The sequence below is a fragment of the Pseudomonas sp. YeP6b genome, from assembly GCF_025642995.1.
Lineage (GTDB): Bacteria > Pseudomonadota > Gammaproteobacteria > Pseudomonadales > Pseudomonadaceae > Aquipseudomonas.
In genome coordinates, this window is record NZ_CP080090.1 from 3693150 (window position 1) to 3708730 (window position 15581).

The 15581-nt window shown below is 61.7% G+C and carries 10 protein-coding genes and 1 pseudogene; all 11 read left to right on the forward strand.

The features are described 5' to 3' along the window. Positions 1-33 precede the first annotated feature (33 nt). The 11 genes and pseudogenes from KZH41_RS16540 to KZH41_RS16590 all read left to right on the forward strand — a co-directional run bounded on the left by KZH41_RS16540 (position 34) and on the right by KZH41_RS16590 (position 15574). On the forward strand, positions 34-2028 hold the full coding sequence (locus KZH41_RS16540; protein ID WP_263273104.1) for a methyl-accepting chemotaxis protein: 1995 nt from the start codon (positions 34-36) through the stop codon (positions 2026-2028). 90 nt (positions 2029-2118) lie between these two features. Then, positions 2119-2577 (forward strand): SRPBCC family protein, encoded by a 459-nt coding sequence (locus tag KZH41_RS16545; RefSeq protein ID WP_094950089.1) that lies wholly within the window; start codon positions 2119-2121, stop codon positions 2575-2577. A 98-nt stretch (positions 2578-2675) separates the two neighbouring features. Continuing rightward, the gene (locus KZH41_RS16550) at positions 2676-3122 is read left to right on the forward strand and encodes a DUF411 domain-containing protein (RefSeq protein ID WP_094950090.1); all 447 of its coding nucleotides are present in this window, start codon (positions 2676-2678) and stop codon (positions 3120-3122) included. Between the two features lie 3 nt (positions 3123-3125). Further along, positions 3126-3566: a YqaA family protein gene (locus tag KZH41_RS16555; protein WP_094950091.1), complete on the forward strand. Its 441-nt coding sequence runs from the start codon at positions 3126-3128 to the stop codon at positions 3564-3566. Between the two features lie 218 nt (positions 3567-3784). Continuing rightward, positions 3785-4798, forward strand: coding sequence for an alpha/beta fold hydrolase (locus tag KZH41_RS16560; protein WP_263273106.1), 1014 nt, complete (start codon positions 3785-3787; stop codon positions 4796-4798). Positions 4799-4901: 103 nt separating this feature from the next. Continuing rightward, a pseudogene (locus KZH41_RS16565) lies at positions 4902-5914 on the forward strand (alpha/beta fold hydrolase). A gap of 26 nt (positions 5915-5940) precedes the next feature. Continuing rightward, positions 5941-6894, forward strand: a complete 954-nt coding sequence (locus tag KZH41_RS16570; RefSeq protein WP_263273107.1) for a D-2-hydroxyacid dehydrogenase family protein — start codon at positions 5941-5943, stop codon at positions 6892-6894. 515 nt (positions 6895-7409) lie between these two features. Further along, entirely contained in the window at positions 7410-8963 is a 1554-nt protein-coding gene (gene glgA / locus KZH41_RS16575) for a glycogen synthase GlgA (RefSeq protein WP_094950095.1), read from the forward strand. 31 nt (positions 8964-8994) lie between these two features. Beyond that, positions 8995-10740: a malto-oligosyltrehalose trehalohydrolase gene (gene treZ, locus KZH41_RS16580; RefSeq protein WP_263273109.1), complete on the forward strand. Its 1746-nt coding sequence runs from the start codon at positions 8995-8997 to the stop codon at positions 10738-10740. After that, positions 10737-12821 (forward strand): 4-alpha-glucanotransferase, encoded by a 2085-nt coding sequence (gene malQ, locus KZH41_RS16585; protein ID WP_242150016.1) that lies wholly within the window; start codon positions 10737-10739, stop codon positions 12819-12821. Before treZ ends, malQ begins: the two co-directional genes overlap by 4 nt. After that, positions 12818-15574 carry a malto-oligosyltrehalose synthase gene (locus tag KZH41_RS16590; protein ID WP_242150019.1) on the forward strand — a complete coding sequence of 919 codons (2757 nt, stop codon included), beginning with the start codon at positions 12818-12820 and terminating at the stop codon, positions 15572-15574. The genes malQ and KZH41_RS16590 overlap by 4 nt, the downstream gene beginning before the upstream one ends. Positions 15575-15581: the final 7 nt, after the last annotated feature.

Here is a 15581-nt window from a genome sequence, read left to right on the forward strand (position 1 = left end):
CGTCGATAATAAATGCTTCGTAAGGACGACCCCATGACCCCACTACGCTCCATTCAAACCCGCTACACCCTGTTTCTGGTGCTGTTCGTCCTGGTGCTATCAGTGTTAACCGTCGTGGGTATCGGCCAGTTGGTCGCCCCCACGCTAAAACACACCGAAGAACAGGTGGTGCTCAACCGCATCGCCGAGGTGGCTGTGCAGATTCAGGGCGAACTCAACAAGGTTCAAGCCCAGCAACGCAGCATCACCCAAACCATCCCGCTGCTCGACAGTGACGCCATCGACAAGGTGCTGCCCGGCCTGGTGGATCAGTATGGCGAGCTGAAAGTCTTCGGCGGTGGCATCTGGCCGCTGCCCAACCAGCGCACGCCGGGGCGCAACAAACACAGCACGTTCTGGCACCGCGATGCCTCGGGCAAGCTGGCCGTGAATACCTTCTGGAACAGCGACGCCGCGCCCAATTACTACGACCAGAGCTGGTACAAAGGCGGCCTCGCCTCGCCGCGCGGCCAGTGCGCCTGGGCGGCTGCCTACAAAGACGACGCCAGCCAGGAACCGCGCACCAACTGCGCCATGGCGATTCAGCGTGACGGCGCGGCTTACGGCGTCGCCACCATCGATGTGACCCTGGGCTTTTTCAATGAGCTGGTGGCCAACAAGGAAAAAGACATCGGCGGCCAGATGCTGATCGTCGAAGGCGACGGCAAGATCATCAGCAACAGCACGCGCATCAGCAGCCCGGTGGTGCTCAAGAACATCAGCGAACTGACCGGCACCTCGGCGTTTGCCGCCCAGGTCAGCAAGGCCCTCGCCCATCGCGACCAGGCGCTGCAGCGCAGTGAGTTCGACAACCAGGGCGTGTCCAGCACCTTTTACATGCGCCCGATCGAGGGCACGCCGTGGTTCCTCGCCACCGCCCTGCCTACCTCGCTGATCACCGCCCAGCGTGATGATGTACTCGGTAGCTTAGCGCTGCTGCAAATCCCGATGGTGTTGCTGCTGGTACTGCTGGCGTTCTTTGCGATTCGCCAACTGGTGCAACGCATGAAGTCGCTGCGCACCAATATCGACGCGCTGTCTGCCGGCGATGCCGACCTGACGAAGCGCATCACCATCCGTGCCGAAGATGAAATGGGCGCCATCGGCCACTCGGTGAACCGCTTTATCATCTACCTGCAAAACATGATCGGCGAAGTCACTCAGGCCACGGGCGCCATGGCCTCGGGGCTTGAGCAATTGCAGCAGACTTCGGAGCACACTAACCAGATTCTGGTACGGCACGCCTCGGAGACCGATCAGACGGTCACGGCCATCACCGAAATGAGCTCCACCGCCGACACCGTCGCGCAAAACGCCGCTGAAACCGCGTCGTTCACCCAACGCGCCAACGAACACGCCGACCGCTCCCGTGTGGTGGTGGGTGAAGCCTCCACCAGCGTCACCGCCCTGATCGGCGAAGTCGCCAGCGCTACCCATACCGTGGAAAACATGCGCCAGGACGCCGCGCGTATCACTGAAACCCTCGGCGTGATCGGCGCGATTGCCGGCCAGACCAACCTCTTGGCACTCAACGCCGCGATTGAAGCGGCGCGCGCTGGCGAGCAAGGCCGTGGGTTTGCGGTGGTGGCCGACGAAGTCCGAGCGCTGGCCGCACGCACCCAGGCCAGCACCTCGCAGATCAACGAGATGTTGGCGCGCCTGACCACCGGTGTGAGTTCGTCGGTAACGGCGATGGAAAACACCCAGGCCAGTTGCCAATCGGCGGCGGATGCCACGGCACGCGTCAACACCGGTTTGGATGAGATGGCCGGCTCGGTCAGCCATATCAACAACCTCAGCACCCAGATCGCCACCGCCGCCGAGCAGCAAAGCGCGGTAACCGAGGAGATCAACCGCAGCATGGTGCAGATCCGACATATGGTTGAAGAGCTGGTGGAAAGTGGCCATGCCACTGAAACCAATACGCAAAGCCTGCTGGATGCCAATGGCCGGGTGATTGCGTTGATGAGCCGTTTCAAGGTTCGCTGATAAATGAGTGAAACACTCCCGTGCAAACCACGGGAGTGGGACTATTCTGACAGCTCCCAGTGCGAGATCTCGCCACACAGGAGGTGTGTCATGCACGCTGCTGATCATTCTGTCCGCATGGAGCGGATCAGCCAGGAACGCTTCATCCAAGCCCCGATCGAAGTCGTCTACGACTACGTGACCCAGCCCGACCGCTGGCACGAGTGGCACCCTACCTCCCTGAGTGCCGACACCGGCACCACCGGTTCACTGCCGGTCGGCACCCGTTTTACCGAAGTCATCGACCTGCTGGGCGTGCGCGTGCCCATGAGCTACCGCGTGCAGATCGCCCGCCGCCCGAGTGAATTCAAAACCGTGTTTACCTCCCTCGCGGTGGACGGTTCTATTGAGTACTTCTTGCAAGCCCATCGCGGCGGAACGCTGTTCAAACGCGTGCTGACCTACGAAACCGAGTTGCAGCTCGCCACCTTGCATGAGCGCATGGCCGAGCTTTCTGCTATCGCGCTGGACCAGCTCAAGCAGCGGTTGGAAAACGCAGCCGTCGTATAATCTTGAAACATTAACGTCGCCCCCACCCACGTGTGGGCGCTGGCTTGCCTGCGACGCCGCCGTCATGATCGCCGCCATTCCTGCTCACGAGACACGCTATGAAAACCCCCGTGCGACTGGCGCTGCTGTGCGCCCTGCTCACCTCCACCCTGGCCCAGGCGGCCGACCTGATCCCGATCGACGTGCACCGCGACGCCAACTGCGGCTGCTGCAAAAAGTGGATCAGCCACCTGGAAAGCAACGGCTTCAAGGTCAACGACCATGTGGAAGCCGACATGAGCGCGGTTAAACAACGCCTGGGCGTGGCGCCGCGCCTGGGCTCGTGCCATACCGCCGTGATCGACGGCAAGTTCGTCGAAGGCCATGTGCCCGCCGAGCAGGTAATGGCCCTGCGCAAGCGTGACGACTTGCTCGGCATTGCCGCCCCGGGCATGCCCATGGGTTCACCGGGCATGGAAATGGACGGTATGAGCGACGCTTATCAGGTCATCGGCCTGACCCGTGAGGGTAAAGACGTGGTGGTGGCCGACTACCCGGCTCGTTGATTGATGCTCGCGGGTTACCTGGGCCTATTCTTCGCCGCCTTCGGTGCTGCAACGCTGTTGCCGATGCAATCGGAGGCAGTGCTGGTGGGCCTGTTGATCAGCGGGCATTACAGCCTGTGGGTGCTGCTCACGATCGCCACCGTCGGCAACGTGCTGGGCTCGGTGGTTAATTGGTGGCTGGGGCGTTCTGTTGAGCGCTTCAAGGCGCGGCGCTGGTTCCCCGTCAGCCCCCGGCACCTGGAAAAGGCTAGCCGGCACTATCAACGCTGGGGGCACTGGTCACTGTTGCTTAGTTGGGTGCCCATTATCGGCGACCCGCTGACCTTGGTGGCCGGGGTGATGCGCGAGCCGTTCTGGCGTTTTCTGCTGCTGGTCAGTGTTGCAAAAGGCGCCCGATACGCAGTGCTGGCGGTGCTGACGCTGAGCCAGCTCGCCTCTTCATAACGGCTGACCGTTGGTCGCCACTGTCAAATCTGACAGCTAGACGCAATCGTTGCCGGCCTCTAATTTGCGACTCATACGCCCGATAACGTGGCAGTTTTCCGGTAGGAATATTCTGTTTTTTTAGGGCGTTTTGCCTGTGTCTACCGAGTGCCAAAATCAGTTAATCCTCGATTAATTGTTCCCCGACAGCATCCGGCTTTTGATTTCGGAGTCACCCCATGCGACTGACGCGCACGCTCTATCTCAGCAGTTTGTTACTCGTAGCAGCCCTTACCGGCTGCGCCACCGGCAAAGACACCACCTATGGCCCCGAGCTGCAGGGGTTCAAATACCCTTACCCGGTCGAACGGTTCAAGTTTTCGTCCCAAGGCCAATCGTTGCAAATGGGTTACATGGACGTGAAGCCTGAGGGCACACCAAACGGCCGCAGCATTGTGCTGATGCACGGCAAGAATTTTTGCGGCGCTACCTGGGAAGGCTCGATCAAGGCTCTGAGCGACGCCGGTTACCGCGTGGTGGTGCCGGACCAAATCGGTTTCTGTACCTCCAGCAAACCTGAGAACTATCAATACAGCTTCCAGCAACTGGCACTTAACACCTATCAACTGCTGGATAAACTCGGGATTAAAAAGGCCACGCTCCTGGGCCATTCCACCGGTGGCATGCTCGCCACTCGCTACGCCCTGATGTATCCGGCGCAAACCGAACAGCTGGTGATGGTCAACCCCATTGGCTTGGAAGACTGGAAAGCCATCGGCGTGCCCTACCGAACCGTCGACCAATGGGCGCTGGCCGACAGCAAATTGACCTACCAAGGCGTGCGTAACTATCAACAGACCAACTACTACCTGGGGCGCTGGGAACCTGCGTACGATCGTTGGGTAGACATGCTGGTGGGGCTCTACAACGGCCCCGGCCAGAAAGAAGTCGTGTGGAACTCAGCGTTGATCTGGGACATGATCTTCACCCAGCCGGTGTACTACGAGTTCAAGGACTTGAAGGTGCCAACCCTGCTGCTCATTGGCACCTCCGACACCACAGCCCTCAACCGGGACCTGGCGTCACCAGAAGTCAGTGCAAAAATCGGCAACTACAAAGTACTCGGCAAGCACGTCGCCAAGTTGATTCCCCGCGCAACGCTGGTGGAATTCGCCGACCGGGGCCATTCGCCGCAAGTCGAAGACCCTGAGCAGTTTCACGCGGCATTGCTGCAAGGGTTGAAAGCCCTCTAACCCTTCTAGTACGGGGCGTCGACGCATTTCGCCGCGCCCCGTTAATCCTCGCTTAATCCCCCCGCCACAGCATCCGGACACTGTTGCCTCCGGAGCCTGACCCATGACGCTGATCCGTTCACTGTGCGCCGCCAGCCTGCTGCTCGGCAGCGCCCTTGCGGTCTTTGCGGCCACCGAAGGCCCGGCCTACGGCCCTGAGCTGCAAGGCTTCCAGTACCCTACCCGGTCGAGCACTTCAACTTCCAGTCCCAAGGCAAAACCCTGCAGATGGGTTATATGGATGTGCCCGCCAAGGGCAAGGCCAACGGACGCAGCGTGGTGCTGATGCACGGCAAGAACTTCTGTGGCGCCACCTGGGACGCGTCGATAAAAGCCTTGAGCGACGCCGGTTACCGCGTGATCGCGCCAGACCAGATCGGCTTCTGCACCTCCAGCAAGCCCGACCACTACCAATACAGCTTCCAGCAACTGGCGATCAACACCCACCAACTGCTGGATAAACTCGGCATTCAAAAAGCCACCCTCGTCGGCCACTCCACCGGCGGCATGCTCGCCACCCGCTACGCGCTGCTGTACCCGGCGCAAACCGAGCAACTGGCGCTGGTCAACCCGATCGGCCTGGAAGACTGGAAAGCCTTGGGCGTGCCCTATCGCAGCGTCGACCAATGGTATGAGCGCGAGCTGAAACTCAGCGCCGAAGGCATTCGCCAGTACGAACTTAACACCTATTACGTCGGGCGCTGGAAGCCCGAGTACGACCGCTGGGTCGACATGCTCGCCGGCCTGAATAAAGGCCCGGGGCACACCCAGGTCGCCTGGAACTCGGCGCTGATTTACGACATGATCTTCACCCAGCCGGTGTACTACGAGTTCAAGGATGTGCAGATGCCCACCCTGCTGCTGATCGGCACGTCCGACACCACCGCCATCGGCAGCGATATTGCGCCGCCTGCGGTCAAGGCCAGGCTCGGTCATTACGACGTGCTGGGTAAGCAAGTGGCCAAGCTGATCCCCCATGCAACCCTGGTGGAATTCCCAGGGCTTGGGCATGCACCGCAGATGGAGGAACCGGCTCAGTTCAATAAAGCCCTGCTAAAGGGTTTGAACGCCCTGTAATCCAACTTTATTCGAGGTACTCGTGAATGTCGGTACAGATCGCAGTCATTGATGATTGGCAGAATGTGGCCAGTGGCGTGGTGGATTGGTCGGCCTTGGACGCGGCGGGCCAAGTGCACTTCCTGCACGATTACCCGGCGGATACCGCGGTGATGATCGAGCGGTTAAAGGCTTTCGAGGTCATTTGCGTGATGCGCGAGCGCACAACCTTCGACAAAGCCCTGCTGCAAGGCTTGCCCAAGCTCAAGCTGCTGGTGACCGGGGGCATGCGCAATGCGGCCATCGACATTCCGGCCGCCAAGGCCCTGGGCATTCAGGTCTGCGGCACTGACAGCTATAAACACGCGGCGCCGGAATTGACTTGGGCGCTGATCATGGCGTGCACCCGTAACCTGCTGCAGGAAGCCAATGCCCTGAGGGACGGCGGATGGCAGGTTGGCCTGGGTGGCGACCTGTACGGCAAGACCTTGGGGATTCTCGGGTTGGGCAGCATTGGCCAGAAAGTCGCGCAGTTCGCCCAGGTTTTCGGCATGCGCGTGATTGCCTGGAGCGAAAACCTCACGCCGCAGCGTGCGGCTGAGGCGGGCGTGACCTGGGTCAGCAAGCGCCAATTGTTTGAACAGGCCGATATCCTCACCGTGCACCTGGTGCTCAGCGAACGCAGCCGTGGGCTGGTGGATGCCGAAGCGCTGGGCTGGATGAAGCCGACTGCGCGCGTGGTGAATACCGCGCGCGGGCCGATTGTGGATGAGCAGGCGCTGGTCGCTGCGTTGGTCGCCGGGCGCTTGGCCGGGGCGGCGCTGGACGTTTATAGCGAAGAGCCACTGCCGGTTGATCATCGGTTCCGGCGCCTGCCCACTGTGTTGGCCACGCCGCATGTGGGGTATGTGAGCGAGCAGAATTACCGGCAGTTCTACCAGCAGATGATTGAAAATATTCAGGCTTGGGCCAGCGGCACGCCCGTTCGCGTGCTCGACTGATCCTGCTTTGCACCATTTTGTGGCGAGCAGGCTTGCCCTGCGTTGGAGTGCGAAGCGCTCCCATTAAGGTGCTCTCGGTGTACCCGCTGTACCGAGGATGCCGATTTTAGGGCCGCTTCGCGCCCCAACGCAGGGCAAGCCCACTCGCCACAGCATTACTCGCCTCGCCTAATAACCAGTCCATCTCCAGTTACAAGTTTTTTGTCCTACAAAATTCCCACATAAACCATACAGGCTCTGGGATCTGTCCTAGACTCATGACCGATGGGTCCGTTCCAAAACAAAAACCCCGCAAAAAATCGAAACTTTCCAACTCTGCCATAGGTCCAGTTTTTAAGGGAGGCGAGTGCACGCGGTTCACGCCAAATGCCCGTTCATCCACTCTTTTTAGGCTAATCGTGCAACTGGCATACGCCTTGCCAGTTTGTACAGTGCTTGTGCGCCTGGCCGCAGGATGCGGTCATCGGAGCTAATGGCAGCGAGCCATTAGCCAACCAAATATGTGGGAGAGAGCTATGATCAGTGCTGCAGTAGATACTCAGGGAGAGCGTTTTAGTCAGCCGGCTGGGGGGCCAACATCTTTGGCCGACCTGCCCAACACTGTGCGGCCGATCGTGAGTAACCCCAATCGAAAGAAAGTCTTGTTCGTCACTTCCGAGTTCGCCGACTTGGTGAAAACCGGTGGTTTGGGCGACGTGTCCGCTGCCCTGCCCCGTGCCATGGCCCACTTGCATGATGTGCGCGTGCTGATCCCGGGTTACCCGCAGGTGATGGAAAGCGACAACCCCATCCACATCATCGGCGAACTGGGCGGCCACGCGGCGCTGCCGCCGTGCAAGATCGGGCGCATGGACCTCAAGGATGGCCTGGTCATCTATGTACTGATCTGCCCCGAGCTCTATGAGCGCGAAGGCACGCCCTACGGCGCCAACAACGGCCGCGACTGGCCGGACAACCATATTCGCTTCGCCCGCCTGGGCCTGGCCGCCGCCGACATGGCCGCCAACCTCGCGCAGATCCACTGGTGCCCGGACCTGGTGCACGCCCACGACTGGCCTGCCGGCCTGGCCCCGGCCTATATGCATTGGCGTGGTTCACGCACCCCAACCTTGTTCACCATTCATAACCTCGCCTATCAAGGCGTGGTCAGCTTGGCGTCCACGCCGGAGCTGGGCATTCCGCCGCATGCCTTGCAACAAGAAGGCATGGAGTTCTACGGCAAGATGTCTTTCCTCAAGGCCGGCATGGCGTATTCCAGCCATATCACCACGGTGAGCGCCACGTACGCCCAAGAAATCACCACCCCGGAATTCGGCTGCGGCCTCGACGGTTTCCTCGCCAGCAAGACCCAGCAAGGCCTGCTCAGTGGTATTCCCAACGGCATCGACGAAAGCTGGGAAACCTCCACCGACGCTCACCTGACCCACAACTTCAACATCGGTGACTGGGACGGCAAGGCCGTCAACGCTGCCCATGTACGCGAGCTGTTCGGCCTGCACGAATCCACTGGGCCACTGTTCGCCGTGGTCTCGCGCCTGGTGTATCAAAAGGGCCTGGACCTGACCGAAGCAGTCAGCAGCTTTATCGTCGAAAACGGCGGCCAGATCGCGATTATCGGTCGCGGCGAGCCGGAAGAAGAACACGCCATGCGTGAACTGGCCCTGCGCTTCCCCGGCCAAGTCGGCGTGCGCATCGGCTTTAATGAAACCGACGCCCGGCGCATGTTCGCCGGCAGCGACTTCCTGTTGATGCCTTCGCGCTATGAGCCGTGCGGCCTGAGCCAAATGTACGCGCAGCGCTTCGGCTCGTTGCCGGTGGCGCGTAATACCGGCGGCCTGGCGGACACCATTGAAAATGGCGTCACCGGCTTCCTGTTCAATGAATCCACCGTAGAGAGCTACGAAGAGGCGCTGAGCCGCGCGTTCCGCGTGTTTGCCAACAAAGGCCTGCTCAACGCCATGCGCAGCCGCTCCATGACCCAGCCATTCAACTGGTGCCAGGCGGTGGAACCCTACGCCGAGCTGTACGAACAGTTAGTGGCTAAGGCACTGGGGAAATCAACTAAATAGCCACATAAAAAACCAAGGGAGGGCTTCATAGATGCCGTCACGGACTCTGGAAACCTGGCCCCACGGCGCAATCATGCTGGACGCGCAACACACGCGTTTTGCCTTGTGGGCGCCAGACGCGTTTTATGTCAGCGTTGAATTGCAAGACGGTAAGTCGATTGCCATGCTGCCTCAGGCAGCCGGCTGGTTTAAGGTAGAAATACAGTGCCCGGCGGGCACGCTCTACCGCTACAACATCGACGGCGAAACCGATGTACCCGACCCAGCGTCCAGGGCCCAAGCCTTGGACGTGCATGGTTGGAGCGTGGTCGTTGACCCGCTCGCCTATCAGTGGCGGCACTGCCACTGGCAGGGTCGCCCGTGGCACGAAGCGGTGATCTACGAACTGCATGTAGGTGCCCTGGGCGGCTACGCAGCGGTTGAAAAACAGCTGCCACGCTTGGCCGAACTGGGCGTTACCGCGATTGAATTGATGCCTTTGGCGCAATTTCCCGGCGAGCGCAATTGGGGTTACGACGGGGTCCTGCCCTACGCGCCCCACTCTTGCTACGGCTCCCCCGAACAACTCAAAGCCCTGATCGACAGCGCCCACGAGCACGGCCTCGCGGTGATCCTCGACGTGGTCTACAACCACTTCGGCCCCGACGGCAATTACCTGGGCCAATACGCCAAGGGCTTCTTTCAAGAGGACGTACACACGCCGTGGGGCGCCGGGATTGATTTTGAACGGCGCGAGGTGCGCGACTTCTTCCTCGACAATGCACTGATGTGGTTACTCGAATACCGCTTCGACGGCCTGCGCCTGGATGCGGTGCACGCCATCGACAATCCTTGCTTCCTCATGGAGCTGGCACAACGCGTGCGCCAACAGGTGGACGTCGGCCGGCATGTCTGGCTGGTGCTGGAAAACGAACTGAACCAGGCTAGCTTGCTGAAGCACGACTTCGATGGGCAGTGGAACGATGACTTCCATAACGTCCTCCACGTGCTGCTGACCGGCGAAACCGACGCCTATTACAGCGACTTCGCCGAAAACCCTACCGACAAACTCGCGCGCTGCCTGGGCGAAGGGTTTATCTATCAGGGCCACACCACCCGCCATGGCCACGCGCGCGGCGAACCCAGCGCGGACCTGCCACCGAGCGCCTTTGTGGCGTTTTTGCAGAACCACGACCAGATCGGCAACCGCGCCTTGGGTGAACGCCTGCATCAGCTTTGCTCGCCCCAGGCACTCAAGGCCGCCACCGCGTTACTGCTGCTGTCACCGATGATCCCGCTGATGTTCATGGGCGATGAAGTCAACGCCGACGAGCCGTTCCTGTTTTTCACCGACCACCACGGCGAGCTGGCCGAAGCCGTGCGCGAAGGCCGGCGCAACGAGTTCGCCGATTTTGCTGCGTTCAAAGACCCTGAACGGCGCGAACACATCCCCGACCCGAATGCCCTGCCGACCTTTCTGCAATCGGCGCCCAGCTTTACCGAGAACGAACACAGCCAGTTTTACCGCCACCTACTGAGCCTGCGACACCTGCATATCGTGCCGCATTTACCCGCCAGCAGAGCCCTGGGCGCACAGGTGCTGGCTGACGGCGCCGTCACCGCGCGCTGGCGCCTGGGCAACGGCAGTGTGTTGCAGATCGACGTGAACCTGAGCGCTGAACCGCTGGATCATCCGGCCCCGCCACATCTGATATTCGAAACGCCTGCCACGGATGAGGCGCACCTCGCGCCGTTCAGTGCACGCGTCGCCCTATTCCCTGTTGGAGAGCACCCTTGAGCGAAGCGAACCTGGAAATACTCGCCAGCCGCGCGGGCCTGGCCGTCGATTGGATCGACGCAAACGGCCGCCCGCAACATGTAAAACCCGACGCCCTGCGCGCCGTGCTCAAAGGCCTGGGCCACCCGGCCGATACCGACGCCGAGATCGATGCCAGCCTGCTGGAACTGGAGCGGGTGCAACAGGACAAACACCTGCCACCGCTGATGACCGTCGATACCGGCGAAGGCCTGGACCTGGCGCGCTACTTTGCTGCGGACACGCCGTGCCGGGTCAGCCTGGAAGGCGGCGAAACCCTAGAGCTACGCCTCGACGGCGACGCCGTGCTGCCCGGCATCATTGCCCTGGGCTATCACCAAGTGCACATCGATGACCAGACGTTCACCCTCGCCGTGGCGCCCACCCACTGCTACAGCGTGGCCGAAGCCGTCGACAGCCAACTTTCCCGCGCCTGGGGTTTGAGCGCCCAGCTGTATGCGTTGCGCCGCCTGGGTGACGGCGGGTTTGGCGACACCCAGGCGCTGGAACACCTGGCGCGCTGCGCCGCCGAACGCGGCGCCGATGCCCTGGCGATCAGCCCGATGCACGCGATGTTCAGCGCCGACACCGAGCGCTACAGCCCGTATTCACCCTCCAGCCGCCTGTTCCTCAACAGCTTGTACGCCTCGCCCGCCTGCATCCTTGGCGAGCGCGAAGTGCGCAATGCCATTGAAGCCCTCGGCTTGGCCGAGGAGCTGCACGCACTTGAGCAAAACACCTTGATCGACTGGCCCGCCGCCGCCAAGGCCAAGCAACGCCTGTTACGCGCCTTGTACGAAGACTTCCGCCACGGCGAGCATCCACAACATGCCGACTTCTTGAGCTTCCGCCAGACCGGCGGCGAAGCCCTGGAAAACCACTGCCGCTTTGAAGCCGTGCAGGCCGTTCGCGCTGCTGCCGGTGAAGAACTCGACTGGCGCCACTGGCCCGAGGCCTGGCGCACGCCGCAGAGCCCAGCGCTGGTGCAATTCGCCGCAGAACACACGGATGAAATCGGTTTTTACGCCTTCAGCCAATGGCTGATCGCGCGCTGCCTGGAACGTGCGCAACAAGCCGCGCGTGGCAGCGGCATGGGCGTGGGCTTGATCGCCGACCTGGCCGTAGGCGCCGACGGCGGCGGCAGCCAGGCCTGGAGCCGTCAGGATGAGCTGCTGGCCAACCTCACCGTGGGCGCCCCGCCGGATATCCTCAACCGCGCCGGCCAAGGCTGGGGCATTTCCGCATTTTCCCCGGAAGGCCTCAAACGCCATGGTTTTCGCGCCTTTATCGAGATGCTGCGCGCCAACTTCGCCCATGCCGGCGGCCTGCGTATTGACCATGTGATGGGCCTGCAACGCCTGTGGGTCATCCCCATGGAGGCTTCGCCGCGTGAAGGCGCGTACCTGTATTACCCGGTGGATGACTTGTTGCGGCTGCTGGCATTGGAGTCCCAACGCCATAAGGCAATTGTGCTGGGTGAAGACCTGGGCACCGTGCCCGATGGGCTGCGCGAGAAACTCATCGGCCGTTCGATTCTGGGCATGCGCGTGTTGCTGTTCGAACAAGGCCACGATGGCCAGTTCAAGCCGATCCTCGACTGGCCGGACAATGCCCTGGCGACCACCAGCACCCACGACCTGCCCACCCTCAACGGCTGGTGGCACAGCCGCGACATCGAGTGGAACATCCAACTCGGCCTGATCGACGCACCCACCGTGGAGCAATGGAGCGAGCACCGCCTGCATGAACGCCAGGCACTGCGCCAGGCCTTGAGCCAGGACCCGCAGAACTTCGTCGATGAAATCCGCAATGACACCGACCATATGATCGACGCCAGCGTGCGCTACCTGGGCCACACCCGTGCGCCGCTGGTGTTGCTGCCGCTGGAAGACGCGCTGGGTATCGAAGAGCAAGCCAACCTGCCCGGCACCACCGACACCCACCCCAATTGGCGCCGCCGCCTGCCGGGTGAAGCCGCCAGCCTGCTCGACAACGCCGGCGCCGCCCGCCGCCTCGAGCTGTTGGCCGTCGCGCGCAACCAAGCCTATGAGCGTGACCGATGAAAGCACTGCCCCTGCGTGCGACCCAGCGCCTGCAATTTCATAAAGGTTTCACCCTGGATGACGCGGTGCCGTTGGTACCGTACTTCGCCCAGTTGGGCATCAGCCATCTGTATGCCTCGCCCCTGCTCAGTGCGCGCGCCGGCTCTATGCACGGCTACGACGTGGTCGACCCGACCACCGTCAACCCCGAACTGGGTGGCGAACCGGCTTTGCGTCGCCTGGTCGCCGCGTTGCGTGAGCATCAGATGGGCCTGATCCTCGATATTGTCTCCAACCATATGGCCGTGGGCGGTGCCGATAACCCGTGGTGGCTGGACCTGCTGGAATGGGGCCGTTTGAGCCCCTACAGCGAGTTCTTCGATATCCAGTGGCACTCGCCCGACCCGCTGCTCAAGGGCCAACTGCTGATGCCGTTCCTGGGCAGTGATTACGGCGAAGCCTTGCAAACCGGCACGCTGACGCTGCATTTTGATGCCGGCCACGGCACGTTTCACCTCGAACATTACGAACACCGGTTCCCGATTTGCCCACGCGATTACGCGTTAATCCTCGGCACCGACGCGCTGCTCAAGCCTTTGGCCGAACGCTTCAGTGCCCTTGCTTATCAAGATGACGCCTACCACGAAGCCGCCTGGCTCAAGCAGGCGCTGGTTGAGCGCGCCACCGAAGGCGACGTGCTGCACGCCATCGAACAGCGGCTCACCGCGTTCGACGGGCGCCAACCCGAAGGTTTCAATCGCCTGCATAACCTGCTGGAACAACAGGTCTACCGCCTCGCTAGCTGGCGCACCGCTGCGGACGATATCAACTGGCGGCGTTTCTTCGATGTCAACGAGCTGGGCGGCCTGCGCGTAGAGCGCACCGCCGTGTTCGAAGCCACCCACGGCAAGATTTTCGAGCTGATCAGCGAAGGGTTGGTAGACGGCCTGCGCATCGACCATATCGACGGCCTGGCCGACCCGCGCGGTTACTGCCGCAAGCTGCGGCGTCGGGTGGATTCACTGGCGCCTGAGCGGCATTTGCCGATCTTCGTGGAGAAAATCCTCGGCGAAGGCGAAACCCTGCGCGAAGACTGGAAGGTGGACGGCACCACCGGCTACGAATTCATGAACCAGCTGTCGCTGCTGCAACATGATCCCGAAGGCTTTGCGCCGCTCGCCGAACTGTGGACGCGCCACAGCGAACGCCCCGCCGCCTTTATCGAAGAAGCCTGGCTGGCACGCCAGCAGATCCTCAACGGCTCGTTGGCCGGTGACTTTGAAAGCGTGGCCCAGGCCCTGCTGCAAGTGGCCCGTGACGACGTAATGACCCGTGACCTGACCCTGGGCGCGATCCGCCGCGCCTTGCAGGAATTGATCGTGCACTTCCCGGTGTACCGCACTTACATCAGCGCGCGCGGGCGCAGCGAACGCGATGATGTGTTTTTCCTGCAGGCCCTGGCCGGTGCCCGCAGCACCTTGAGCGAGGGCGACTGGCCAGTGCTCGACCACCTGGAAAAATGGCTCGGCGGCCAACCGTGGCGCGATCGCTCGGTCGGCCGTGAACGCAAGATGCTCAAGCATGCCTGCGTGCGTTTCCAGCAACTGACCTCCCCGGCCGCCGCCAAAGCTGTGGAAGACACCGCGTTCTATCGCTCGGCGGTGCTGCTGTCGCGTAACGACGTGGGCTTCAGCACCGAGCAGTTCAGCGCGCCGGTGGCCGAGTTTCACGCCATCAACCAACAGCGTTTGCAGACCTTTCCCGACAACCTGCTGGCCACTGCCACCCACGACCACAAGCGCGGCGAAGACACCCGCGCACGCTTGGCGGTACTCAGCGAGTGTGCGCCGTGGTACGCCGAACAGGTCGAGCACTGGCGCACCCTCGCCGCCCCGTTGCGCCAGGACGCCAACACGCCGTCAGCCGGTGATGAGCTGATCCTTTACCAAGTGCTGCTCGGCAGTTGGCCGTTGGACGCGAACCCGGATATGCAGGGCTATCAACAACGCCTCTGGCAATGGCAGCAAAAAGCCCTGCGCGAAGCCAAGTTGCAAAGCAGCTGGAGCGCACCCAACGACGCCTATGAACAAGGCGTCGAGGCCTTCCTGTCGCGGCTGTTGCTCAGCGAACCGGGCCAGGCGCTGCGCGCTGCCATCGCCACTGCCGCCCAGGCCATCGCCCCGGCCGGTGCGGTAAACGGCCTGGCGCAATCCTTGCTTCGTCTCACCGTGCCGGGTGTGCCGGACCTGTACCAGGGCGATGAGTTCTGGGACTTCAGCCTGGTGGACCCGGACAACCGCCGCCCAGTGGATTTCAACGCACGGCAACACGCGTTGAACAATCCATCGGGCATCGACGAACTGTTGTCCCACTGGCGCGACGGGCGTGTCAAACAGGCGCTGATTGCGCAGGTGTTAGCCTTGCGCAAGGCTGATCCCGAGCTCTTTCGCAGCGGGCGCTACACACCGCTGGAGGTCACCGGCACACACGCTGAACACGTCGTCGCATTCTGTCGCGAACATCAAGGCAAACGCCTGCTGGTGGTGGTGCCACGTTGGCCCCAGCGCCTGCTGGAAAAGGGTGAGCAGCCCCGCATCCATGCGCAGGTTTGGGGCGATACACGGGTGAAATTGCCGTTCGCCGACACAACACAAAACTGGAAGGGACTTTTTCATACAGGCGCAGTCACACCAAACAAGGAGCTGTTAATCAGCGCTGCCCTGGGGGATTTCCCGGTCAATGTCTTTATTAATCCTGATGATCAAGAAAGCTGAAACTTTT

Bases quoted from the DNA above. Each gene is read 5' to 3' on its own strand.
- KZH41_RS16540 (WP_263273104.1), top strand. From the start codon at position 34: ATGACCCCACTACGCTCCATTCAAACCCGCTACACCCTGTTTCTGGTG.
- KZH41_RS16545 (WP_094950089.1), top strand. From the start codon at position 2,119: ATGCACGCTGCTGATCATTCTGTCCGCATGGAGCGGATCAGCCAGGAA.
- KZH41_RS16550 (WP_094950090.1), top strand. From the start codon at position 2,676: ATGAAAACCCCCGTGCGACTGGCGCTGCTGTGCGCCCTGCTCACCTCC.
- KZH41_RS16555 (WP_094950091.1), top strand. From the start codon at position 3,126: ATGCTCGCGGGTTACCTGGGCCTATTCTTCGCCGCCTTCGGTGCTGCA.
- KZH41_RS16560 (WP_263273106.1), top strand. From the start codon at position 3,785: ATGCGACTGACGCGCACGCTCTATCTCAGCAGTTTGTTACTCGTAGCA.
- KZH41_RS16570 (WP_263273107.1), top strand. From the start codon at position 5,941: ATGTCGGTACAGATCGCAGTCATTGATGATTGGCAGAATGTGGCCAGT.
- glgA (WP_094950095.1), top strand. From the start codon at position 7,410: ATGATCAGTGCTGCAGTAGATACTCAGGGAGAGCGTTTTAGTCAGCCG.
- treZ (WP_263273109.1), top strand. From the start codon at position 8,995: ATGCCGTCACGGACTCTGGAAACCTGGCCCCACGGCGCAATCATGCTG.
- KZH41_RS16590 (WP_242150019.1), top strand. From the start codon at position 12,818: ATGAAAGCACTGCCCCTGCGTGCGACCCAGCGCCTGCAATTTCATAAA.